We start from the raw sequence: 21,927 nt of genomic DNA, 5'->3' as shown, positions 1-21,927 counted from the left end.
AGCTATTTGCCGGTACCGGCGGTGAGTCCGTCACGCAATGCGCGCTGGCCGAACATGAACACCACAAGGGCGGGAATCATGGAGAGGATCACGCCTGCCAGCACCACGGAGATGCTGCCGGTGCCGAGGTTGCCCTGCAGAGACACCAAGCCCAGCGGGAGCGTGAAGTTCTGCTCGGAGATAGTCAGGATGAGCGGGCGGAAGAACTCGTTCCAGTGATAGTTGAAGGCCAGGATGCCTACGATCGCCATGCCCGGCATCGCCAGCGGCGCGTACACGGAACGGAACGTGCGCCACGGCGAGGCGCCGTCGATCGCGGCGGCCTCGCCCAAATCAGTGGGCAGCCCCAGGAAGTACTGGCGCATCAGGAAGGTGCCGAACGCCGTCGGGATCGCCGGAAGGATCAGCGCGAGGAGCGTGTCCGACAAACCGATGCCGCGGATCAGCATGAAGACCGGGACAATCGTCACCTGCACCGGCACCATCATGGTGGCCAGCACAATCGAGAACAGGGCCCCGCGGCCGCGGAACTTGAGGTTCGCGAACGCGTATCCGGCCAGCGCCGCAGTGAACATCTGCCCGACGGCGATCAGTCCGGTCACGAGGGCGCTGTTGAGGACCAGCAACATAATGTTGAGCTGCTTGAAGACCTGGTCATAGGACGAGAAATCGGGTTTGAGCGGAAGGAACGACGGCGGCAGCTGGAACGATTCCGCCGGTGGCCGCAGCGAGGTGGACAGGGTCCACAGCACCGGACCGAGGATGAAGACGGCCGCAATCAGGAGCAGCACGATTCGCCCGGCCATGCTCCAGTTGCGCTTCTTGCGGGGCGTAGCACCGTTGGAGGTGGTGCGCCCGACGACGGCGCGCTGGGTTGAGGTTGTAGTCATGGCGGGCCTTACTGGTAGAAGACGAATCGTTTGCTGAGCCGGAACTGCGCGGCAGTGATGGCCATGATGATCAGGGTGAGGATCACGCCGATCGCCGAGGCCTGGCCGAACTCGAGGCGTTGGAAGGCGGACTCGAAGATCACCATCACGGCGGTGCGCGTGGAGTCACCGGGGCCGCCGCGGGTCAGGACGTAGGGCTGGTCGAACACTTGTAGGGCGTTGATGATCGCCATGACCGACGCCACCAGGGTGGTGGGGCTCAGGAGAGGCAGCGTCACGTGGAGGTGTTTGCGCCAACCGGTGGCGCCGTCGATCGATGCGGCCTCGTAGGTTTCGGTGGGGATGGAGGCAAGGCCGCCGATGAACAGCAGGAACGAGAACCCGAAGTTCTGCCACACATATACAAGGATGACGACGGCGGCAGACCCGGCCGGCGTCGTCAGCCACGGGACGGCGGGGATGCCGACGAAGGACAAGAGCCAGTTGACCACGCCGAATTGTTCGTTGAACAGGTAGCGCATGAAGATGGACACCGAGGCCGCGGACAGGATCAGCGGGAAGAAGAAGGCGCTGCGGAAGAAGACCCTAAGCCAGGCCGGAAGCTTCTCCTGCACCATGATCGCCAGCGCCAACGCGAGGCCGAGCTGCAACGCCACGGCGACCACCACGAACATGATCGTGTTCAGGAACGACACCCGGACCGTGGGGTCCTGGACCACTTCGGCGAAGTTGTCGAACCCGACGAAGCTCGGCGCGGAAATAATGTCCCAGCGGAAGAACGCGAGGACCACGGACGCCACAATCGGCACAATCGTGAACAGTCCCATGCCCAGGATGGTGGGCGCCAGGAACGCCCAGGGCAGCCAGCGCTGACGCTGCCTTCCGGTGGATTCCTGTTTCTGGGTGGACCCCGTGCCGCTCCGACGCGTGGTGGATGTGCCCGTTGCTGCCGTGCTCATGCCTGCCTCCTCAAGGCGATCTCAAGGTCGCGTTGCATGGAGTCGAGGGCCTGCTTGAGCTGGCGCTCGTCACCGCTGACGGCCAGGGATACGTTCTTCATCAGTGCGGTCTCGACGGCGGCCTGCTGGGGCGGTGCCGGAATGGGACCTGTGGTGGGGAATTTGTCCAGGGTGTCGTAGAAGACTTTCCAGTGCTTGGGGCCGCGTCCCGCGTACAACTGCTCGTTGACCATGGAACGGCGCGCGGGGGTCGTGTTCGGCGTCGGGAAGACCAAGCGCATGGCTTCCAGGCTGGAAGCGAACTTGACCCACTCCCAGGCCGCGTCCTTGTCCTTGGCGGTCTTCATGATGGCGTATCCGGCGGTGCCGAACTGGTGCCGCTGGGTGCGCCAGCGCGGGAAGAACTGGACGTCGAAGTCGTCTTCCTTCATTCCGGCTTCGTGGAGGCCTTCCACCCAGTAGCCGCCGGCCGGGGTCATCCCGATCCTGTTGGAGGCGAACAGCCCGACAAGTGAGTTTCCGCCGCCTTCTTCGGGACGGACGCCCAGGCCATCCTTGACGAGGCCCCTGAGGTAGTCGAAGGACTCGTACACCCGCGGGTCATCGGCATTGGGTTCAAGCCACTGGTAGCCGCCGGAGCGCAGCCCGCGCGAAGGATCCTGGGCGTAGAAGCTGTCCCAGAGCCATTCGCCGCCACCGGACTTGGTTTCCTTCAGGAAGCTGGTGTCGTTGGCATAGAGCCAGGGCACCACGCCGCCGAAGAGCCTGTTCGTCCAGTAGTACGGAGTGAAGTCCTGCGGCCTGGCTTTCCGCATGGCAGCGAGGGTGTTGCGGAAATCGACCTGGGTCCAGTTATCCGCGGGACGCTCGAGTCCGGCTTGCTGCAGGGCCGCGGTGTTGTAGTACATGTTGGCGGCGTTCCAGTCGATGGGAAGCTGGAACAGGCTCCCCTTGTACATGAACGCCTCGACGAGGCTCGGGTGGACGTCGGCGAAGTACTCCTTCATGTCCGCGGCATCGCGGCGAAGGTACTCGTCCAAGGGGTGCGCCAGTTTCTCGGCGAAGAGCTGGGCACCTTCGGTGGCCACGTAAACCACATCCGGTGGCGTTCCTGCAGCCACCATGGTGAGGATCTTGGTAAAAAAGTCCTTCCAGTCCGCGGCCTGGATGGCCTGGACCTTCACCTTGATTTCCGGGTGCACCTTCGCGAACGCATCAATGACCCGCTGGCGGGCTGCTGCGTCCGCTGCGGTTCCCAAGATGGCGATGCTGAGGCTGTTGTCCCCGCGGCCCGGGATGTCCATGCCGGTCAACCGGGGCCACGACGCCACCGTTGCTCCGACAATTCCCGCACCCAAGGCACCAAGGGCTGTCCTGCGTGAGATCTCACGCAGCGTCCCATTGCTTCCTGGCATGTCTCATTCCTTCCTAACACGTGTTAGGTAGCGTAAATCCATCACCTAACACGTGTCAAGCATCACATTCGTGTTACGCGTGGCTCACCCTCCCCCTCCGGCCCGACGCCCGCTCACATATATCCCCGACCGGCCCGACGCCCGCTCACATATATCCCCCTCCGGCCCGACGCCCGCTCACATATATCCCCCTCCGGCCCGCCATATCCGAGCGAGCGTCCACCTCAAACCCGCCATATCCGAGCGAGGGTCCACCCAAAACCCGCCATATCCGAGCGAGGGTTCACTTCCGAAGACGCGGCGCATACGCTGAAACAAACTGCCCCATTCCCCCGTCCCTAGCTTTGGAGCCCATAGATGACAGGTTGGAATGCCGAGAACCTTGCAGGTTCGGCTGGCGCAGGTGCCGTGACGCTGTTGGCAGGAACATCGTTTTGCGTCTCTGCGGCCAATGGCGATATGGACCAACTCCGCCCACACGGGATGTTCTTCCGTGACACGCGGTTCGTTTCAAACTGGGCTTTGGAGGTGAACGGTCACCCCATCGAGGCCTTGGGTTCTCCTGTCCCGGAGCCCTATCGCGCCGATTTTGTCGGCCGAGCGTCGCGCACCAATGGGTTGGCAGACAGCCATCTGCTGATTGAACGCCGGCGGAGCCTGTTCGGCGGAGTGCACGAAGAGATTACGGTCAGGAATTTTTCCAGCAAGCCCACCCACGCCACGGTTTCGCTCACGGTCAATGCGGACTTTGCCGACATCTTCGAAGTGAAGGAGGGCCGGGCACGCCATGAGAGCGTGCATTTGACGCGGGGTAGCGACGGTTCGTTGGTCCTTGAGTCCCAGCGGCAGGGGCGGCACGTCCTGGTCACCGTTGACGCTCCGAATGGCGCGGTTGACGGTGATGTCATCAGCTATGACTTCACTCTTGAACCCCAAGGCCATTGGTCCACGGGTGTGACGGCCACGCCACGCATCGAGGGGGTCGGACCCGAAGCGGACGCCCAGGTTTGGGGCAACCAGCGCCCTTACGATGTCCCGGAAGAAAGGCTGCAGGAGTGGCATGGCAAGGTTCCCACAACGGAACTTGCCAACAAGGCCTTCGAGAAAGCGTTGGCCCAGAGCAGGGCAGACCTCGGCTCCCTCAGGATCTTCGACCCCGACCATCCCGGGCGGACGGTGGTGGCTGCAGGATCGCCTTGGTTCATGGCCCTGTTCGGCCGGGACTCCCTCCTGACGTCCTTCATGACTCTTCCGCTAGACCCCTCCCTGGCGCTGGGAACCCTCAAAACCTTGGCCGACCATCAGGGCCGGACCATCAACCCGCTCAGCGAGGAGGAGCCGGGCCGGATCCTGCACGAGGTGCGTCTCGGCGCCACCACGGGCCTTGCACTTGGCGGCGGGAGTGCCTACTACGGTTCAGTGGACGCCACGCCGTTGTTCGTCACGCTCGCCGGAGAGCTCACCCGTTGGGGGTTCCATGCTGAGGTCTCGGAAGCCCTTCTGCCAGCGGTGGACCGCGCCCTGGACTGGATCCGCGACTACGGAGACGCCGACGGCGACGGCTTCGTTGAGTACTCGCGGGCCACGGACCATGGCCTCCTCAATCAGGGCTGGAAGGACTCCGGGGACGGCATCAACTTCGCCGACGGCACATTGGCGGAGCCGCCGATCGCCTTGTGCGAAGTCCAGGGGTATGTCTACACGGCCTATCTCAGCCGGGCTTTGATGGCCCAAGAGGACGGCGACCGGAAGCTGGCCGCGGTGTGGGGCGCTCGGGCAGCCGAGCTCAAGCGACTTTTCAACGAGAAATTCTGGCTCCCTGAACGCGGCTATTTCGCCGTCGCCCTCGATCGCGAGAAGCGGCCGGTAGACGCATGCGCGTCCAATATGGGCCATTGCCTTTGGAGCGGAATCGTCGACGACGACAAGGCTCCGTTGGTCGCCGAGCGGCTGATGTCGGACACCATGTTCACGGGTTGGGGCGTCCGGACACTGGCATCGGACATGTCGGCATACAACCCGGCGAGCTACCACAACGGTTCGGTGTGGCCGCATGACAATGCACTCATTGCCGGCGGATTGATGCGCTACGGCTTCGTTGAGGAGTCCCAGCGCCTCGTCAAAGGCCTCCTGGATGCCGCCGAGGCGTTCGGTGGGCGGCTACCGGAATTGTTCTGCGGCCTGGACAGGAAAACCTACGGGACGCCCGTCCCATACCCTTCGTCATGTTCGCCGCAGGCTTGGGCCGCCGCCACACCGGTCCACCTGCTCCGGGTGCTGCTCCGTTTCGATCCGTGCCTCACCCACGGAGGCCTCTGGCTGGCACCCGTCGTCCCTGAAGGCTTCGGCGACATCAAGATGCGGAACATTCCGCTCGCCGGATCCCGGATCTCCGTCGAGGTGGTCAGCGGAGAAACCCGGGTCACAGACCTGCCCGACGATATTGCGCTGCATCGCGAGGCCCGCAAACCACTTTCCGATCTCTTGGACGTCCATCCCGTCTCCACAGCACCGGATCGGGGGCGCTAAATGCGCATCGGCCTCGTGGCCCCGCCATGGATCCCCGTCCCGCCGCCCGCTTACGGCGGAACTGAGTCAATAGTCGACATTCTTGCCCGGGGCTTGGTTGCCGCGGGCCATGATGTGCTTCTGGCGGCGGCGTCCGGAAGCACATGTCCAGTGGCCAAGGTCCCCGGCCCACCGCTTGCCGACGGCTCGAGGATAGGGAACGGGACGGACGAACTCCGCCACAGCGTGTACGCCTTCGCGGCCATGGAGGACGTCGACCTCATCCACGACAACACGCTGGCCGGGCCGCTCTACCGGCATCGGCCAAGAGGAATCCCCCTCGCCGCCACCGCGCACCTTCCGTTTTCAGAAGAAAACCATGACATCTACCAGGCCATGGCCACAGATACCGCGATCATTGCCATATCGCACCATCAAGCAGACACTGCCCCTGGAATCAAGATACGGAGGGTCATCCACCACGGGATAGACACGCAGTCCGTCCCGCTCGGAGCCGGCGACGGCGGCTACGCCAGCTTCCTCGGCCGGATGCACCCCGGCAAGGGCCTGCCGGAAGCAATCGAGGCCGCCCGACTGGCCCAGGTACCGCTGCGAATTGCCGCCAAGATGTACAGCGCGGAAGAACACGAGTACTACGCCGCGGTCATCGCGCCGCTGCTGGGGCCCGACGTCGAATACCTCGGCGAGCTGAACGCTGCGGACAAGTTCGTCCTCCTGGGCGGGTCCGTGGCCCTGTTGAATCCGCTTCAGTGGGATGAACCGTTCGGCATGGCGATGATCGAGTCCCTCGCCGTTGGGACTCCGGTGGTGGCAACTTTCCGGGGATCCGCCCCGGAGATCGTTGCCGAAGGTGTCACGGGCTATCTCCGTTCCAGTCCCCCGGAGCTAGCCGAGGCGGTCATTGCCGCCGCGTCGCTGGATCGCGGAGAGTGCCGCCGCGCCGCGGAAAACTACTTCAGCGCCGAGAGGATGGTTGCCGAACACTTGGCGCTCTATGAGGAACTCCTCGCAGAGCAAAAGTGATCCTCCCAGCCAAATATGACACCCTGAAAGCAATGAGTTTTCCTAAGACGAGCCGGCTGCCGGCCACACATGGTACCGCCACCAAGCGCTGGGCAGGCGCTGGGATGGGCATCCTTTTTGTGCTCGCAACCCTGACATGCATGGCCGCATTCATTGCCACGTACTATTTTTTCGTGCGCACCACCACGGGACAGTACATCGACGAATCCGCCCTGGTGGAAGCCGCGACCATCAACGGTCCCACCGAGCGCGCAACCACCCAGTTCCTCGATTGGTTGCCGGTCATCTCGGTGGCGATCGCCGCCGTCGTCGTTCTTTTCGTTACGATAATGCGCCGCCGCTGGAAGTCCGCCGGGATCGCGGTGGCCGCTTGTGTCGCCGCAAACCTGGCCACCCAGCTCCTCAAGGACTGGTTTCCGAACAGGCCGTTCCGCGGCGTCCAGACCATCGAACTGAACTCATTGCCCTCCGGTCACACCACCTTGGCGGCCTCGGCGGCTGCCGCGGTCTTCTTGGTGGTCTCGCCGCGGTGGCGGCCTCTGGCGGGGTTCCTCGGCGGCACTTTCGCGGTGGCGGCCGGGGTTTCCACGCTGATCAACCAATGGCATCGGCCCGCCGACGTCGTCGCCGCGTTCCTCGTGGTCGGAGCGGTCATGCTGCCGGCCGGCTGGTTGGTGTTACGCACCGGCAAGCGCTGGAACGTCCAGGACGGCCGCGGTGAGCACTGGGCGTCGTCGCGTTTGTGGCTTTTGCTGTCGGCGCTGGCGGGCGTCGCCGCTGCGGCGGTTTCGGTGTACTCCCTGATCAAGATTGCGCCCGGTTTCGGCCAGGAGAGCAGCACCACCAACTACTTCTGGGCCGGGGTTTCCCTGATCGTCATCACCGGTTATCTGGCAACGGTCGCTGCCACCTGGCTTTTCAGTTTGAGTGCCCGACGGCGGCAGTCACCTTAGTGCCGCGCCGGCACCGGCCAAAGGTGGTTGGATTTGGAGGCCCGGCCTGAATGCCCGACGGCGGCGCTCACCTTGGTGCCGCGCGGCGAGGCGTACCCTGATGCTATGGGCGCCGAAGTCCTGGATCTCAGGCTCACCACGGGCATACGGGTTCCGTGCCTCGTCCATGGCGACGCCGACGCGAAGCCGCTGTTGCTATTGCACGCCTGGGGTGAGTCCCGTCGCAGCTTTGACCGCCTTGTACCTTTGCTGACGGACTTCAGGGTTTACGCGCCCGACCTCCGCGGCCAGGGCGACGCGGAGAAACCGGAGCTCGGCTATTCGCTGGCGGAACAAGCAGAGGACGCCGCCGCCATCCTGGATGCGCTCGATGTCCAAAGGGCGTTCATCCTCGGTTCCTCCAGCGGCGGCTACGTGGCCCAGCAGTTAGCCGTCGGGTATCCCGATCGTGTCGCGGCGCTTGTGCTGGTGGGTTCTCCCTTGAGCCTTCGGGCTCGGCCCGCTTTCGCCGACGAAGTCGACGCTCTCGAGGACCCCGTCGACGAGGACTGGGTACGGAGTTCCCTGGCTTGGTTCCCAATGCTGCATGCGATTCCTGCTTGGTTTATCGAGGACCGGGTACGCGACGGGATCAGGATGCCCGCGCATGCGTGGAAGCGCATCCTCGACGGTTTGCGTACGGCAACTCCGCCCACGGAGTCCGGAACCATTCTCGCGCCCACCCTGATCCTGTGGGGCGCACATGACTCCGTACTGCCTCGAAGGCACCAGGAGGCCTTGGCGGCCCGAATACCAGGCGCCGTGTTGAAGGTTTATCCCGGGGTAGGGCACCTGGTCTTGTGGGAGTGTCCGGACCAGGTGGCAGCCGACGCGACCGCGTTCCTCAGTTCCCTCGGCTAAGGTTCACGCACGGCCGCTGCCACGGCTTGAGTGCCCGACGGCGGCAGTCGCCCTAGCCACCCTCGCGGCACCCGCCCTCGGCACCAGTGCGCGCAGCCGGACGCGGGCCGGTTCCTCGACGTACTTGAACAGCAGGTGGGTGGCCAAGGCAATCCCGAGCAGGCACGCCGCCGCGAGCAGGTTCTCCACCAGCGGCCCGGCACCGTTCGGCCAGTCCCTGATGAGCCAGTAGAAGAGGTAGATGAAGAACATGTGGACCAAGTACAGGCTGTAGGAACTGCGCCCGCCGTACTGCATCCACCTCGCGGACAACGCCGTTCGGAGCCGGCCGCGGGTCAAACTAAGAAGGCCAATGAGCAGCGGGAAGGCAAGCACCGCCAGCCGTCCCGGTCCCGGTTTTCCGGCCGTGGCCAGGAAGACGACGACGGCGGTTCCGGTCAGCAGGGCGCCGGGACCGGCCAGGGAAGGGTTGAACTTCATGCGGTCCGCATTCCGTGCGGCGATGCAAGCGAAAGCGCCGGAAATGAAGCAGCAGGCAATCCGCAGCAGCCATTCGTAGGGCTGATGCTCAACCGTGCCGATTGGCAGGTCCGGGCCCCAGACGGCAGTCGGCAGGAGGACGAGCACAGAGGCCGTCAGTGCGGCCAGCGGATGCAGCCGACGCAACCGGAACAGGACCAGCGCCAGCAGCGGAAACGCCAAATAGGCCAGCCACTCGGCGCTGACCGTCCAGCCCGGACCGAACCAGCTGGCGCCGTCGGTGCCGGGTTGGAACCAGAGATGCATCATCAGCAACTGCTTGGCCAGACCCCACGGCGACAGGTCCGGAGCCTGGGTCTGGAGGGACCACTCCCGCACGGTTTCCTGCGCGGTCCCGTACACGAACCACAGGCCCACCACGCCCACCACCAGCGCGAACGCGGGCCACATCCGGGCGAACCGGGCCCAGACAAAGTCCGCTGCAGCCCGCCAGCGGAACCGTGGGCCCAACCGGTCCATGTAGGTGTACGTGATGATGAAGCCACTGAGCACAAAGAACACGTCCACGCCCAGGTCACCGTTGGCAATGACGGGACGGAACAGCTCATAGACGGGGCCGAGGAAGGTGTGCTGCATGGCTTGAAGATGGAAGAACACCACCCACAGCGCGGCAACAAAACGCAGCGCGGTCAGCGTCTTGAGATCAGGCCGGGGCTGCTTTGCTTCGCTCTTCGGCAGGCGATTCTCCGCCCCGGAACCGAGCGGCCGGACGCTGTCCGTGTCGGGATTCCCAGGGGTCGGATTCGCAGTGGGGGCACGATGCGGAGGCGAGATGACTGAGAACATCCAATTCACCATACCGGAGGCACCTGACCGGAGTCTGGGAGCTGCATGCCCAAGTAATCCCCACCGCCACCCTCGCCTCGCAAGCTCGGCCAGGGAACCCGGGCGGCGTGGCCCCACGCAGTTAACGTCGTTTTGAGGGCTCAAAACGACACCTACTGCTAGCCAGTTGGGCCCACGCCGCCAGGGGTCCCTGCCCGTGGGCCCCACCGGCGAGGGTCCCTGCCTGGAGCCCGTGGGGATTAGTAGTTCCTGCGGTGCTTGAGTTTCGGGAGTGCGACGGCGAACACCGCCGCCGCGGCCAAGCCAAGGAATCCCGTGGCCCAGACGCCCGCTGCGAGCGATATGGCGGCAGTGAGGGCCGAGAGCAACACAGGCCCTCCTGTGGCACCGGCGTCGGAAATGAACCTCCACAAGCCGAGGAATTGCCCACGCCCCTTATTCGGGGAAAAGTCGGCGCCGAGCGTCATGATGAGTCCTGAGCTGATGCCGTTGCCGAAGCCGATCAGGAGCGAGGCCAGCAGCAGCCCCACAAAATCCGCGGACGACGGCATCAGGAACAACGCCGTGCCCATGATGAGGGTGGACGGCACTGCGACCCACATGCGCCCCTTGCGGTCCATGAGTTTGCCGGCTGGGTAGAACACCAGCATGTCGATCGCACCGGACAAGCCGTAGATCAGTGACGCGTGTGTTGCGTCCAATCCCAGGTGGTCCGCCCACAAAGGGATGACCACCTGGCGTGAGGCCCGCAGCGCGCTGAGCAGCAGGATCCCGGTCCCGATGGTCAGGAACACTCCCGCGTGGGAAACCGCGACGCCACGGAGGGTGGGCTCGGGGCCCTTGCGTCCGCCGTCGACGTCGTCCGGCAACACAAGATCCGGGATGGTGAGTGACAGCACCGCGGCCGCCGCCATGCCCACCACGCCAACCCAGTACGCGCCGCTGATGCCGGCGAACTGCATGACGGCCGCGCCGACGAACGGGCCGATGAACACTCCGATCCGGGTGACGCCGCCCAGCGTCGACAGGGCACGAGCGCGGTAGATGACCGGGACGGCTTCCGTGAGGTACTTCTGGCGCGCGAGGTTGAAGACGCTCGTGGACATCCCGACGACGGTCATCGCCGCGGCGAGCAGCCAGATGCCATTGTGCGCAAGGAGCGGCGCGAATCCGGCGGCCAACAAGGCCAATGCTCCGGCGGCACCTGCGGCGACGATGGCCCATCGTTCGCCGAACTTGATGGTGATGAGCGAAGCGGGCAGGTTGAAGAACCAGGACCCCAGCCCGATCAGCGTGACTACCAACGCGGACACGGCCACTGAGGCGCCAAGGTCGCGGGCGGACAATGCCACCACCGGAAGCACCGCGCCTTCGCCGATACAGAACAGCAGGGCGGGCCCAAAGGCGGGCAAGGCAATGCTGCGAAGATTGAAGGGCTGAAGGGTGCTGGTGGTCATCCCTTTCATCCTAGGACGCCCCATTCTTTGCGACGCGCCAAATACCTGCCGCACAGGGAATTCCGGCCGCGTCAGGCATTCCGCGCAGCGCCAGGCGGGACACAACGCGCCTCATAGGGCTCCGCGCGGACGACGCCGGGGCACGCCTGCCGCTGCCAGCTTCCGTTCGAGCACTCCGGGAGCCATGAGTTCCGCCTACACCCAACGGACGACGCCGGACCCGGTGGCACGGATTCGGTCCTCACGCAGCTTCTCATCGATGACGGCTTGAGCGGCAGTCCGTCCCTTGAGGAATTCCGGCTTCAGGTACTTATCGATGCCGTCGAACTCCCCGGCCACCCGCACACCCTTCCAATAGAAGTCCGAATAGCCCACGAGGCCCGCTTCGTCGCGAAATTCACGTTGAAGAACCGGGGCTTCGAATCCTGCGACATGCATCAAGGCCCGACTGTAGGATTCCCCCGCAGATCCGGAAAGGGGATCTGCGAAATCGACCGCCGCTTGGATTCTCCGGATGGCTGCTGCCGTGTAGATTCCATCCACTCCTGCCAGCAGCGTCTCTTTCGTGATGGCGGGCAGTCCCCGTTTCCGGTCGGCCTTGAGCACGTGATCCAAGGGAGCAATGGATTCGACGAACGGGGTGAAAGCGGCCAGGTCCAGCACCGTGCGCACCCTGCCAGTCACCAGCAGTCCCTCGCAGCGATACAGCTTGAGGATAGCGGGATCCGCATAGTGGCGGGATATCCCGGCACGCGAGCGGCCGCCGTCGTTCTGGAGAGTCAGGGCCTGCACCGGATGCTGCAGGCCTATGGTAGGGATCCCCCACACAGACGCTGCCGAGTGCCTGGCGAATATGGTTCGTGCGCTGGAGGTTTCGGCCGCAGCGCTGACCCGGACACGGTATTGTTCCCACGGTTTCAGTGCGGCCCATGCGGCGCCGTCAACGTACACTCAGGAATTAGGCGCAGCGCCTACTTCAGGAAGCTCGCGTCGAACGAGTTCAAGTCAACGTTGATGCCGTTCAGGGTGTGTTCGAATTTCTGCTGGATCCCCACGCGCATGGTGCCGGCCGTGTTCCAGCCGCCGTATTGCACAGGTGCCGGCGCCAGGTAGTCCGCGGTCCAGCTGGAGTAGTTGAGGCTGCTCGTGTCTGTATCCCACAGGGGCACGTCCGAGAATGCGGTGCTGTTGCCCATCAGCCCTGGCCACATGCCGCTGCCGCTGTAGATCACGGGCCGCACGCCCAGGCTCCGCACGCCATCCACCATGGCGCGCGTAACCAAGGATCCCCCGGGCTCGATGTCCAGGGCGAAGAACTGGAGTTGTGACATGTACGGGCCGGCGGCTTTGATCCCGTTCTCCCAGCACGAAGCATCACGGGTGTAGACCGCGATCTTGAGGCCGGCGTCGAGCGCCATCTTCAATTGGGCCTGGGTCTGTTGCCATGGAGTGCACGTGCCCCAGACGGTGGAGTGCATTACGTAGAGACGGAAGCCTTCGGCGTAGGCCTGGCGGAACCAGTTGGGGTCGGTGATGGCCGCGGTGGTGTCGAGCACCTTCACGGAGCCGCCCTGGCCAGCTTCGGGGACGACGCCAGCTTCGGGGACGACGACGGCGGGCGCGGGTGCGGCGGCAGGCTGCGGAACGGCGGGTGGTGCCGGAGTCGGGGTAGCGGACGGTGCCGGCGTAGCGAGCGGGGCCACCTCAGCGGCGGGTGCGGCGTTCGCGATTGGTGCGGGACCGGCGTCGGGCGCTGTGTTGGCGGAGGGGCGAGCGCCAGTGGCACCCGTCAGTCCGAGGAGAAGCACGGCAGCGAACATCAAGGCAAGTTTTTTGGGAATCAAAGGAGGCTCCTGGGTGCCGGCCCCGGGTTCAGAAACGGGCGCAGCAGGGTGTCATGAAGGCACGGAATTCGGTGCACCATGCCCGGGCCCAGTTCCCGGTCATGGCGAGGACGCCCCGCAAAGCGAATGACGTCCAGGGGCAACTCTAGGGAAATCCCGGCGGAAGCGACAATTTGCAATCCGCGTAGTGGTCGAGTAGGAACCCGCTCTTGCCCGCGTAAACCAAGTAATGAATAGAGTGTCGGCAGCGTCACGCGAGGCAATAACTAAGTAGCCCCTACCCAACTAGCTCGCACTTAACGTCGTTATGAGCCCTGAAAACGACATCTAATGCGAGCTAGTTGGGCGGGGCGACCGAAAAGAGGAGCCGCTACACGTACCCGTCCACGATCGCGGCCGCGATCTCCTTGTACGCACGACGGGTATCGGGGCGCAAGACGTCCAGCGTGACCAGGTCGCCGTCGGCCACTCCCCTGTCGTGCGGCACGGCGATCAACTGGCGGCAGATCCCGGAGAGGTGCTCCTCGATGGCATCCTTGTCCACACGGGACGACACCTCGTCCTTGTCAGTGATGACCACGATCGCGTTGCGGGCGAGTTCCTCGTAGCCGTGGCTCGCAAGCCATTGAAGGGTGCTGCGGGCACGCTTAGCACCGCTCACGGCATAGCCGGCGGCGATAATGAGGTTGTCGGCCGATTGAAGGATGCCGCTCATCGCGTTGTGCGTGACGCCGGTTCCGCAGTCGGTCAGCGCAACGGAGTAGTAGCCCGAGATCAGCTGGCGGATCCGCAGGTATTCCTCGGCAGTGAGTGAATCCGAAACTTCCGGGTCCTGTTCGCCGGCGATCAGGTGTAGTCGGCCGGCATGGTGCATGTACCGGGCCAGCGCAGTGAGCGAATCGACGTTGTCGACGTTTTTGAGCAGGTCCGTGATGGTGCGCGGGGTGGCCTTCTGGTAGATGCCCTCACCCAGGGCGCGCTCCACGAGGTCGCCGGAATCGGGGTTGGCGTCGATGGCGCACGGCGGGTCGCCACGGAATTCCGCCAAGGTGAGGCCCACGCCGACCGTGGTGGAGGTCTTGCCGATCCCGCCCTTGAGGCTCAGGACGGCCGTGTTGTAGCTGCCTTGGAGCTGGCGGGAAATGCGCCGCGCCAGCTCGTCCTCTTCGCGCTGCTTGGCGCTGGGCCCGAGGTTCCAGGCGCCGCCGCTCAGCCTGTAGAGCATGCCGCGGAAGCCACCGATGGGACGCGGTTTCTGTTCCCTCACGAAGGAACCCGGCGAGGAGATGAAGTCGGAAATCGGAGCGTTGGCGGCTGCGGCGCGTCCGGCAGCTGGGGAACCAGCGCCCGACGCCGGTGCTGCCGCCGCCGGGATCTCACGGCGTGGTTCCTCACGGCTCGCGTCACCGCCGGTCGAGTCTTCGCTTACCGTGCGGTCCGTTACCGTACGGTCCGTTTCCGTGCGGGCGGACGCGTCGGCGGCGGCTGCCGCTTCAGCCCAGGATCTGCTTTGGAGCGGGGCTGGAGTGGATGCGGGCGCGTCGGAATCGTTCGGTGTAATGATCGGCATAGTTCCTGTCCAGGGGTCACCCTCTGCGCGACGGCGATCGCGGCGTCGACGAAGCTCGGGTTGCCCTTCGTTCGATGCAGCGGCGCTGGCTTCGTTCTCCACGGAATCCGGCATGGTCTTGTCCCCTAAGACTCGCAGCGTTGTGCGCCGCGGCTCTCGTTTAGATTGCTTCAACCAGCAATTCTAGGTGGCGACGGCCCCAAACCTGACATGTGGGCCGTGCCGGGCAGTTCGAACCGCGGTTTGCGGCCTTCGTTTGGGCCTGGTTTTGTGGCCTGCGGCGTGGGGAGACATCACGATGGCCCGGGTGAGGAATCCGGTGGCCGGAGGCTCAACTGCTTGGCGTGGAAGTCGAAATGCAGTGTGGCGTAGGTGTAGACGTCCGCGAGTGTCATATCGGCCGTGAAGAAAGGATCCCACCGAGTCGGGAAAGGCATCGATCTGGCCAGGGAAACAGTGGTTTCGCGTTCGAGGCGGTGCGCCAGGGCCGTGATTGTCTTTTCGAACTTCCGGCCCATCCGGTGCCGGTCATAGACCATGGCGGCCGCCCGCGAACCCCAATAGTTCACCCAGTCGAACGGGCCGGTGGCGGCGTCCAATAAAGCAGCGAAGCCTCGGCTCCAGGACCGGGGCAGACGGCTCATGATGCGGACCAAAGGCAAGAGGGACCGGACGATCATGTATCCGAAGACCATGTGGAAAAGCAGTTCCTCGTTGGTCCAGCGGGTCCCGTTGCTCTTGCGCTGCAGTTCCGAGGTGGTCGCGTCCTCCAGCCACCTGTTCAAATCCTGAAGGGCCTGGCTGTATCCCGCGATGCATGCTTCCCGGGCCGGATCCATCGGGTTCCTAGTTCTCGAGGAGTTCGGCGTAGAGCGTCTGGACTCGGGCCTTGATGTCGTCGCGGACGAGGCGCATGCGTTCCATGCCTTCGATGCCGCGGGTGGAAGGTTCGTCGGTTTCCCAAGTCTCGAAGCGCTGCCCGGCGGGGGCAACCAGCTTGGCTTCGGTGCCCAGGACAACCACGACGTCGGCGGCGTTGAGCACCTCGTCTGTGACGGATTTGGGGTGCTCGCCGGTGATGTCGATGCCGAGTTCATTCAAGGACTCGACGGATTCGGGGTTCAGTTCCTCGCAGGGTTTGGTGCCCGCGGAATGGACGCTGACGGTGTCTCCGGCGAGGTCGCGCATGAGTCCGGCGGCGAGCTGGGATTTTCCGCCGTTCCTGCTGCAGACGAAAAGGACACTCGGGGTTGTGGGCGTTGGGTTCATGCCTGTGATTCTTGCATCAAAGGTCACCGGACGTGGGCGCTACTCGGCGACAGGCGTGAGGGACTCGATCAGGTCCACGATGCGGCCCTTGATCTCGTCGCGGATGGGGCGGACGGCGTCCAGGCCCTGGCCGGCCGGGTCGTCCAGGACCCAATCCTCGTAGCGCTTGCCCGGGAAGTACGGGCATTCGTCGCCGCAGCCCATGGTGATGACGACGTCGGATTCCTTCACGGCCTCGGTGGTGAGGATCTTGGGGATTTCGGCGGACATGTCGATGCCGAGTTCGGCCATGGCTTCGACGGCGGCCGGGTTGACTTTGTCTGCGGGCTCCGAACCTGCGGAGCGGACCTCGATCCGGCCCTCGCCAAGAGTCGTGAGGAAGGCGGCAGCCATCTGGGAACGGCCTGCGTTGTGGACACAGACGAAGAGAACGGAGGGTTTCTTGACGGTTTCAGTGCTCATGAGAGAACCTTTCGATCGGGTGCCGGGACGGGTGCGGGCAACGCGGGAGCGCCTGGATACAGGGCGCGGATCAGGAAGAACCCGACGGTGCCGCCCAGCAACTGGGCGAGGATGAACGCCGGGGCAGAGGCAGGGGCTATCCCGGAAAACGTGTCGGTGACGGTCCGGGCCACGGTCACAGCCGGGTTCGCGAAACTGGTGGAGCTGGTGAACCAATAGGCGGCCGTGATGTACCCGCCGACGGCAAAGGCAACCTTGTCCGGTCGACCGGAGCGAACGGTGCCGAAGATGACCAGGAGCAGCCCGATGGTGGCGACGACTTCGCCGAGCCACAGCCCTCCCCCTGCGCGTTCATGCGTGGAGAGCGTCACGGCGTCGAGGCCGAACATCAGGTTGGCGAGCACGCTCCCGGCCAGGCCGCCGGCGAACTGGGCGGCGATCAGCGCCAACGCCGTGGGCGTGTCCAGGATCCCCAGGGCGCGCTCGAGCAAAGTGACCACGGGATTGAAAGATGCCGAGACCGGCTGCAGGGCCAGGATCAACGCCACGAGGGCGGCGCCTGTGGCGACGCTGTTCTGCAGGAGCTGCAGTCCGACGTCGTTCGGGGACAGGCGCGAGGCCATGACGCCGGACCCCACCACGGCCATGACCAGGAAGGCGGTGCCGGCGAACTCCGCCACGGCCCGCCGTGACAGCACGCTCACTGGGCCTGTCCCCCGATCAAAGCCGCCAGACCGGACAGGGCATCGGTGCGGGCGCGGTAGTAGACCCAGACGCCGCGCTTCTCGCGATCCAGGAGACCCGCTTCGTGCAGGACCTTCAGGTGGTGGCTGATGGTCGGCTGTGACAGCTCAAAGGCGTCGTTCAGATCGCATACGCAGGCTTCGCCGCCCTCGCGGGACGCCACTAGGGACATCAGCCGCAACCGCACCGGATCGCCCAGCGCTTTCAGTAGCGGAACGATTCCTTCGGCTTCGGATTCCGACAAGGGCTCCCTGGACAGCGGCGAACAACACGACACCGTCTGGACAGGCGTTAACTCCAAGGACATAGACACAGGTAAATATTTACACTTGTCGATGTTTAAGGCAAGGCCGGATCGTTTAAGGCAAGGCCGGATCGTCGTCCGCCATCCACGCCGTAGCCCTACAGCGATCCGGCCCGTTTCCGGCGGTCGTTCTTGCCTCGGAGGTCGCGGTTCAGGCGGCGGTCCCCGTGATACAGCAGCGACTCCCAATCGACCTGTTCCGGGGTTTTGGGAATGATGGCCGGCGGTAGCGCTTTCGGTTTTTTAGGCGCGATATACAGCCAGTTCAACACGCCCAGGTACATGTCCACTCCGGAGTTGGCCAGTCCGATGTAGGCCCGGATCGCACCGGCGGCCATGACGGCGTTGAAGGCAGCGAATGCGGCGTTGCCCCAGTTTCCCAGTTCCCAATTCCGCCAGACGGTCAACAAGGAGAACGCGACGATCAGGTACGGAGCGAGGACGAAGAGGGCCGGGGCCGCGGTGCGGTCCTTGACCTTCGGGGTGCGCACGAACGGGATCTTGTCTCCCGTGAGCGCCTGCTGGAGCGACTTCAGGACGCCGGCCAGATTGACCGGCAAGAGAACGAGGTTGAAACCATAGATCCGGAAGATGTCGCTGAACCGGTGGCCGCAGTCCCGCAGGTCGCTGCCCATGGCCAGGAAGTAGGGCAGCGCGGCAAGGAAGACCAAGGGGCTGAGGAGACGGCTGTCGTAGGGGTACGCGAGGAGGAACAGCAGCCCGAAGCTGGCCCAGGTGATGGAGGCCATGTAGTTGACCCGGAGCAGGATTTCGCGGAAGAGGACCGGCCGGGCCGGGCCTCGCCGGTTGCGGATCTGTTCCCAGAGTTTGGGCAGGATCAGCAGGCCGCCGTTGGCCCAGCGACGTCTCTGCACCACGAGCGATCCGAAGTCGGGCGGCGTGGCACTATAGCTGAGCCTCTCCGGGTAGTTGACCAAGGTCCAGCCGTGCGTGCCGAGGTCCACGCTGGACTCGGTGTCTTCGATGACGGTGCGGTCCTGGATGTAGGTTCTGACCTCGAAGCCGCCCACCGTGGAGATTTCAACGATGTCTTCCAAGGCGCGTTTGCGGATCACGGCGTTCGCTCCCACCCAGAACGTAGCGCCGTATTCGGTCATCCCCTGGTGCTGGATGTGCTGGATGTCCGTGGTCGCCCCGGCGATGCGTTCGATCCGTGTCGGGGCGCCTCGGAAGGAGGAATACGGGGTCTGGGTGACGGCTACCTGCTCATTGCCCGGGGATTCGAGGAGATGGACCAGGCGGAGGCAGTAATCGCGCAGCAGCAGCGAGTCCGCATCCAGCGTCAGGACGTAGGTGGTGTCGGGGATCGACAGCGCGTCGCCGTCGGCCACCCCCGCGGGCCCGGAAACCCCTGCGGGCCGCAAGACGGTGCCGTCCGCTGTCGGTTCGGGGTGCCAGGTCCCGCCCATGAGCGAGAGGTAGGCGTTCAGGTTCATGGCCTTGTTGGCCTCGTGGGAGAGGCTGGCGAACCGCTTTCGCTCGAACGTAGACACCCGGGCGTTGAAGATCCAGGTAAGCCGTGCGTACAGCTCAGCGATGCGTTCCGGGCCGGGCGAGGTGTGCTGCGCGTTGGCGGCCGTAAGGGCCAGGATCACCAGGCGTAGTTCCCGGGCCAGGCCCATGAGGACCAGGTCCACGAAGAACTCATCCACGTGGTCCTCGACGGACTCGGTCTCCGCCATTGCTTCGAGCCACTCCGCCGCGTATTCGTATTCGGCGATGAGCCGCTCCACTTCGGTGCCGGCGTTAGTGCCGGCCCCCAGTTCAGGTCCCTGATCACGACGACGGCGGTACCTCCCGTAGGCGCCGTTGACCCTCGCCGCTGGTTCCCTGAGGGTTTCCGCGATCTGAGCTGCGAGCGCCCGGGTGGCTTCCAGGCGCCGGAGCACGTCGGGGTCTTCGGGGAACGGCGGGTCGTCGAGAAGGAGCACAACGCTGAGGTCCGGGAATTCCTGCAGGACCGCGGACCACATGGTGCCACGGACGACTTCCGGCTCTTCCGCGTAGGAAGGAATCAGCACGGTGATGCCCTCGGAGTACTCGAAGAAGTGCCGGTCGAGTTCCCCCCGGGGAACCCGGCGGTGGGCCCGAAAGCGAGTCAGGGCGCCCTGGCGGGCGGTGAGGTACATCAGGGCCGAGAACGTCAGGAAGGACACCACCACGAGATAGGAGAGGGTTTCGGCGCCGAAGCGGAATCCAGCGCCGGGGTTGTCCACCAGCTGCTTGAGCACCGTCGTGACCACATAGCCGACCCAGGCGAGCACGGTGGTGAGGACGCCGATGCGGCCGAGGACTATTTTCCGCCGCGATGGTGCAGGGTGGACGATCGAGAGCGGTTCAGAGCGTTTCTCCGCTCCCCACTGACGCTTTCGGGCTTTTGAAGACTGCCCGTCCGCCGCTCCCTGTTCATCGGGGCGAAGCAGCACGATCTGATCCGACATGAATCCCCATTCGCTGTCCGTGTGCCCCCAGCGGGCACACGGCACAATGCGGGCGTAATGTAACGGACCGCACTCCAGTGCGCCCCTATGATAGGCGAACAACGCGGAGTTCCGACAGAACTCATGGAAATGCTACGCAAGCTGCGGCGCTTCCCGGGGAATGAGATCTTTCCCAGACATCCGTGAAGTCCTATTCAGAAGCTCTGGGGGTATTTCTGTGTCTAAGCGCTTTCCCGGCCGCCGGCTGTCCGTCCTGCGTTTGGGCATCCTTTGCGTCATCGTGGTCGCGGCGGTCACGGCGGGCTACCTCGGCCTCCGCAACGTCCAGGATGTCAGTGCCGCAGCATCCATGCCTTCGGTGTTCTCCGGCTATGTGGACGTAACAGCGACGCCGCGGTTCGCGTTCGAAGATCCAGCCGTGCCGAGCGCGAAAGCCGTGGTGCTGTCTTTCGTTGTCGCCGATCCGAAGCAAGACTGCGCCCCGTCCTGGGGTGCGGTGTACAGCCCCGACCTGGCAGCTACCGATCTCGACCTGGACCGGAGGATCGCCCGGCTCCGCCAGCTTGGAGGGGCCACAGCGGTTTCCTTCGGCGGGCTGAGCAATAACGAACTCGCCGTTTCCTGCAAAGACACGAAGGCCCTGGCTGACGCCTACCGGCAGATTGTTGATCGCTACGATCTCACCACCATCGATCTTGATATCGAAAGCAATGCGCTGACGGACACGGCCGCTGCCGACCGACGGGCGCAAGCCATTGCCGCCGTTCAGAAGGAACGCACAGCCAGCGGCAAGCCCCTCACCGTCTGGCTGACTCTTGCGGCTGACCCGAATGGCCTCACTAGCCAAGGCCAGGGCATCGTGGCGCATACTCTCGCCGGCGGGGTCGAACTGGAGGGCGTGAACATCATGACGATGGATTTCGGCGCGAGTAAGCCTGCAACCTGGAGCATGTCCCGGGCCGCAGAATCAGCTGCGGATGCCGCCCACGGTCAGCTTGACGCCCTCTACCGCAACGCCGGAACTGACTTTGGCAGCGAAACCCTCTGGCGCAAGCTTGGCCTGACGGTCATGGTCGGCCAGAACGATATCGCCGGTGAAATATTCACCCTCAATGACGCCTCCACCATGAACAGCTTCGCCAAAGACAAGGGCCTGGGCAGATTGTCGATGTGGTCCATGAACAGGGACAGGACGTGCAGCCCCAATTACCCCGACTTGGGCAAGGTCTCGGACAGCTGCAGCGGGGTGGTCCAGGGTTCCCAACTGTTCTCCGCCACCCTTGCCAATGATGTCGCGCTGCCTATCCCGACAGTAGTTCCATCGCCTACAGCCACTGCCTCAAGCAGTGCCACCGCCACCGATGACCCGGCAACGAGCCCGTATCCGGTCTGGAATACCAACGCCGCCTACACCGCGGCCGACAGGGTGGTCTGGCACGGCAGCGTCTACGAGGCAAAATGGTGGACCCGCGCCGACGTCCCGGATAACCCGGTCTTACAGGGCGGTGCCACCCCGTGGAAACTCGTGGGTCCGGTGCTTCCCGGAGACAGCCCAAGTCCCAAAGCGACCGTGCCTGCGGGGACCTTCCCGGCATGGGCTCCGGAGACCATCTACCACAAGGGCGACCGTATTCTCTTCGAGGGGTCAGCGTTCGAGGCCAAGTGGTGGACTCAAGGCGACAGCCCGGAAGCCGCAGTCCAAGGTGCCCCGGACTCCCCATGGGCAAGATTGACCCCGGCCCAAATCCAATCTGCGCCCGCTTCCTAAACTGAAGCGCGAACTGGCAGCTGATGCCCTCAAAATCGCTCCCAGAGGGCAT

At 64.5% G+C, this 21,927-nt stretch carries 19 protein-coding genes; 5 read left to right on the top strand and 14 right to left on the bottom strand.

Annotation, left to right across the window (positions count from 1 at the left end; all coding sequences use genetic code 11):
- Positions 1-2 precede the first annotated feature (2 nt).
- The 3 genes from AB4Z38_RS18035 to AB4Z38_RS18025 all read right to left on the bottom strand — a co-directional run bounded on the left by AB4Z38_RS18035 (position 3) and on the right by AB4Z38_RS18025 (position 3,264).
- The gene (locus AB4Z38_RS18035; RefSeq protein ID WP_441430995.1) at positions 3-806 is read right to left on the bottom strand and encodes a carbohydrate ABC transporter permease; all 804 of its coding nucleotides are present in this window, start codon (positions 804-806) and stop codon (positions 3-5) included.
- A 92-nt stretch (positions 807-898) separates the two neighbouring features.
- A complete protein-coding gene (locus AB4Z38_RS18030; RefSeq protein ID WP_441430973.1) occupies positions 899-1,849 on the bottom strand; it encodes a carbohydrate ABC transporter permease in 951 nt (316 codons plus the stop codon).
- Positions 1,846-3,264, bottom strand: coding sequence for an ABC transporter substrate-binding protein (locus AB4Z38_RS18025; RefSeq protein WP_441430972.1), 1,419 nt, complete (start codon positions 3,262-3,264; stop codon positions 1,846-1,848). Before AB4Z38_RS18025 ends, AB4Z38_RS18030 begins: the two co-directional genes overlap by 4 nt.
- Before the next feature lie 357 nt (positions 3,265-3,621).
- Here AB4Z38_RS18025 and AB4Z38_RS18020 point away from each other — a divergent pair, with 357 nt between their 5' ends.
- The 4 genes from AB4Z38_RS18020 to AB4Z38_RS18005 all read left to right on the top strand — a co-directional run bounded on the left by AB4Z38_RS18020 (position 3,622) and on the right by AB4Z38_RS18005 (position 8,669).
- Positions 3,622-5,793, top strand: a complete 2,172-nt coding sequence (locus tag AB4Z38_RS18020; RefSeq protein ID WP_441430971.1) for an amylo-alpha-1,6-glucosidase — start codon at positions 3,622-3,624, stop codon at positions 5,791-5,793.
- Positions 5,794-6,816 (top strand): glycosyltransferase, encoded by a 1,023-nt coding sequence (locus AB4Z38_RS18015; protein ID WP_441430970.1) that lies wholly within the window; start codon positions 5,794-5,796, stop codon positions 6,814-6,816.
- Between the two features lie 104 nt (positions 6,817-6,920).
- Complete coding sequence (locus tag AB4Z38_RS18010) at positions 6,921-7,769, top strand: phosphatase PAP2 family protein (protein ID WP_441430969.1); 849 nt, start codon at positions 6,921-6,923, stop codon at positions 7,767-7,769.
- Between the two features lie 33 nt (positions 7,770-7,802).
- The gene (locus tag AB4Z38_RS18005; RefSeq protein WP_441430968.1) at positions 7,803-8,669 is read left to right on the top strand and encodes an alpha/beta fold hydrolase; all 867 of its coding nucleotides are present in this window, start codon (positions 7,803-7,805) and stop codon (positions 8,667-8,669) included.
- 3 nt (positions 8,670-8,672) lie between these two features.
- On the opposite strand, the gene AB4Z38_RS18000 is transcribed toward AB4Z38_RS18005, so the two are convergent.
- The 11 genes from AB4Z38_RS18000 to AB4Z38_RS17950 all read right to left on the bottom strand — a co-directional run bounded on the left by AB4Z38_RS18000 (position 8,673) and on the right by AB4Z38_RS17950 (position 20,107).
- Positions 8,673-9,995, bottom strand: coding sequence for an acyltransferase family protein (locus AB4Z38_RS18000; protein ID WP_441430967.1), 1,323 nt, complete (start codon positions 9,993-9,995; stop codon positions 8,673-8,675).
- A 239-nt stretch (positions 9,996-10,234) separates the two neighbouring features.
- Entirely contained in the window at positions 10,235-11,452 is a 1,218-nt protein-coding gene (locus AB4Z38_RS17995; protein WP_441430966.1) for an MFS transporter, read from the bottom strand.
- A 195-nt stretch (positions 11,453-11,647) separates the two neighbouring features.
- Positions 11,648-12,403: a hypothetical protein gene (locus AB4Z38_RS17990; RefSeq protein ID WP_441430965.1), complete on the bottom strand. Its 756-nt coding sequence runs from the start codon at positions 12,401-12,403 to the stop codon at positions 11,648-11,650.
- Positions 12,404-12,423: 20 nt separating this feature from the next.
- Positions 12,424-13,296 carry a hypothetical protein gene (locus tag AB4Z38_RS17985; RefSeq protein WP_441430964.1) on the bottom strand — a complete coding sequence of 291 codons (873 nt, stop codon included), beginning with the start codon at positions 13,294-13,296 and terminating at the stop codon, positions 12,424-12,426.
- Between the two features lie 370 nt (positions 13,297-13,666).
- On the bottom strand, positions 13,667-14,980 hold the full coding sequence (locus AB4Z38_RS17980) for a MinD/ParA family ATP-binding protein (RefSeq protein WP_441430963.1): 1,314 nt from the start codon (positions 14,978-14,980) through the stop codon (positions 13,667-13,669).
- Between the two features lie 179 nt (positions 14,981-15,159).
- Positions 15,160-15,705 (bottom strand): DinB family protein, encoded by a 546-nt coding sequence (locus AB4Z38_RS17975; protein ID WP_441430962.1) that lies wholly within the window; start codon positions 15,703-15,705, stop codon positions 15,160-15,162.
- A gap of 7 nt (positions 15,706-15,712) precedes the next feature.
- Positions 15,713-16,135: an arsenate-mycothiol transferase ArsC gene (locus tag AB4Z38_RS17970; RefSeq protein WP_441430961.1), complete on the bottom strand. Its 423-nt coding sequence runs from the start codon at positions 16,133-16,135 to the stop codon at positions 15,713-15,715.
- A 39-nt stretch (positions 16,136-16,174) separates the two neighbouring features.
- Positions 16,175-16,597: an arsenate reductase ArsC gene (locus tag AB4Z38_RS17965; RefSeq protein ID WP_441430960.1), complete on the bottom strand. Its 423-nt coding sequence runs from the start codon at positions 16,595-16,597 to the stop codon at positions 16,175-16,177.
- Positions 16,594-17,301: an aquaporin gene (locus tag AB4Z38_RS17960; RefSeq protein WP_441430959.1), complete on the bottom strand. Its 708-nt coding sequence runs from the start codon at positions 17,299-17,301 to the stop codon at positions 16,594-16,596. The genes AB4Z38_RS17965 and AB4Z38_RS17960 overlap by 4 nt, the downstream gene beginning before the upstream one ends.
- Entirely contained in the window at positions 17,298-17,648 is a 351-nt protein-coding gene (locus tag AB4Z38_RS17955) for an ArsR/SmtB family transcription factor (protein WP_441430994.1), read from the bottom strand. Before AB4Z38_RS17955 ends, AB4Z38_RS17960 begins: the two co-directional genes overlap by 4 nt.
- Positions 17,649-17,743: 95 nt before the next feature.
- Positions 17,744-20,107 (bottom strand): glycosyltransferase family 2 protein, encoded by a 2,364-nt coding sequence (locus AB4Z38_RS17950; protein WP_441430958.1) that lies wholly within the window; start codon positions 20,105-20,107, stop codon positions 17,744-17,746.
- A gap of 217 nt (positions 20,108-20,324) precedes the next feature.
- On the opposite strand from AB4Z38_RS17950, the gene AB4Z38_RS17945 reads away from it, so the two are divergent.
- Complete coding sequence (locus AB4Z38_RS17945; RefSeq protein ID WP_441430957.1) at positions 20,325-21,875, top strand: chitinase; 1,551 nt, start codon at positions 20,325-20,327, stop codon at positions 21,873-21,875.
- Positions 21,876-21,927: the final 52 nt, after the last annotated feature.

The organism is Arthrobacter sp. 2RAF6 (assembly GCF_052115205.1).
GTDB lineage: Bacteria > Actinomycetota > Actinomycetes > Actinomycetales > Micrococcaceae > Arthrobacter.
Note: the sequence above shows the minus strand (reverse complement) of the source record. Positions and strands in the feature narration are given on the sequence as shown.

Excerpts from the sequence above, each read along its gene's own strand:
- AB4Z38_RS18035 (WP_441430995.1), bottom strand. The coding sequence starts at position 806 with ATGGCCGGGCGAATCGTGCTGCTCCTGATTGCGGCCGTCTTCATCCTC.
- AB4Z38_RS18030 (WP_441430973.1), bottom strand. The coding sequence starts at position 1,849 with ATGAGCACGGCAGCAACGGGCACATCCACCACGCGTCGGAGCGGCACG.
- AB4Z38_RS18025 (WP_441430972.1), bottom strand. The coding sequence starts at position 3,264 with ATGCCAGGAAGCAATGGGACGCTGCGTGAGATCTCACGCAGGACAGCC.
- AB4Z38_RS18020 (WP_441430971.1), top strand. The coding sequence starts at position 3,622 with ATGACAGGTTGGAATGCCGAGAACCTTGCAGGTTCGGCTGGCGCAGGT.
- AB4Z38_RS18015 (WP_441430970.1), top strand. The coding sequence starts at position 5,794 with ATGCGCATCGGCCTCGTGGCCCCGCCATGGATCCCCGTCCCGCCGCCC.
- AB4Z38_RS18010 (WP_441430969.1), top strand. The coding sequence starts at position 6,921 with ATGGGCATCCTTTTTGTGCTCGCAACCCTGACATGCATGGCCGCATTC.
- AB4Z38_RS18000 (WP_441430967.1), bottom strand. The coding sequence starts at position 9,995 with ATGTTCTCAGTCATCTCGCCTCCGCATCGTGCCCCCACTGCGAATCCG.
- AB4Z38_RS17995 (WP_441430966.1), bottom strand. The coding sequence starts at position 11,452 with ATGACCACCAGCACCCTTCAGCCCTTCAATCTTCGCAGCATTGCCTTG.
- AB4Z38_RS17980 (WP_441430963.1), bottom strand. The coding sequence starts at position 14,980 with ATGCCGGATTCCGTGGAGAACGAAGCCAGCGCCGCTGCATCGAACGAA.
- AB4Z38_RS17975 (WP_441430962.1), bottom strand. The coding sequence starts at position 15,705 with ATGGATCCGGCCCGGGAAGCATGCATCGCGGGATACAGCCAGGCCCTT.
- AB4Z38_RS17970 (WP_441430961.1), bottom strand. The coding sequence starts at position 16,135 with ATGAACCCAACGCCCACAACCCCGAGTGTCCTTTTCGTCTGCAGCAGG.
- AB4Z38_RS17965 (WP_441430960.1), bottom strand. The coding sequence starts at position 16,597 with ATGAGCACTGAAACCGTCAAGAAACCCTCCGTTCTCTTCGTCTGTGTC.
- AB4Z38_RS17955 (WP_441430994.1), bottom strand. The coding sequence starts at position 17,648 with ATGTCCTTGGAGTTAACGCCTGTCCAGACGGTGTCGTGTTGTTCGCCG.
- AB4Z38_RS17950 (WP_441430958.1), bottom strand. The coding sequence starts at position 20,107 with ATGTCGGATCAGATCGTGCTGCTTCGCCCCGATGAACAGGGAGCGGCG.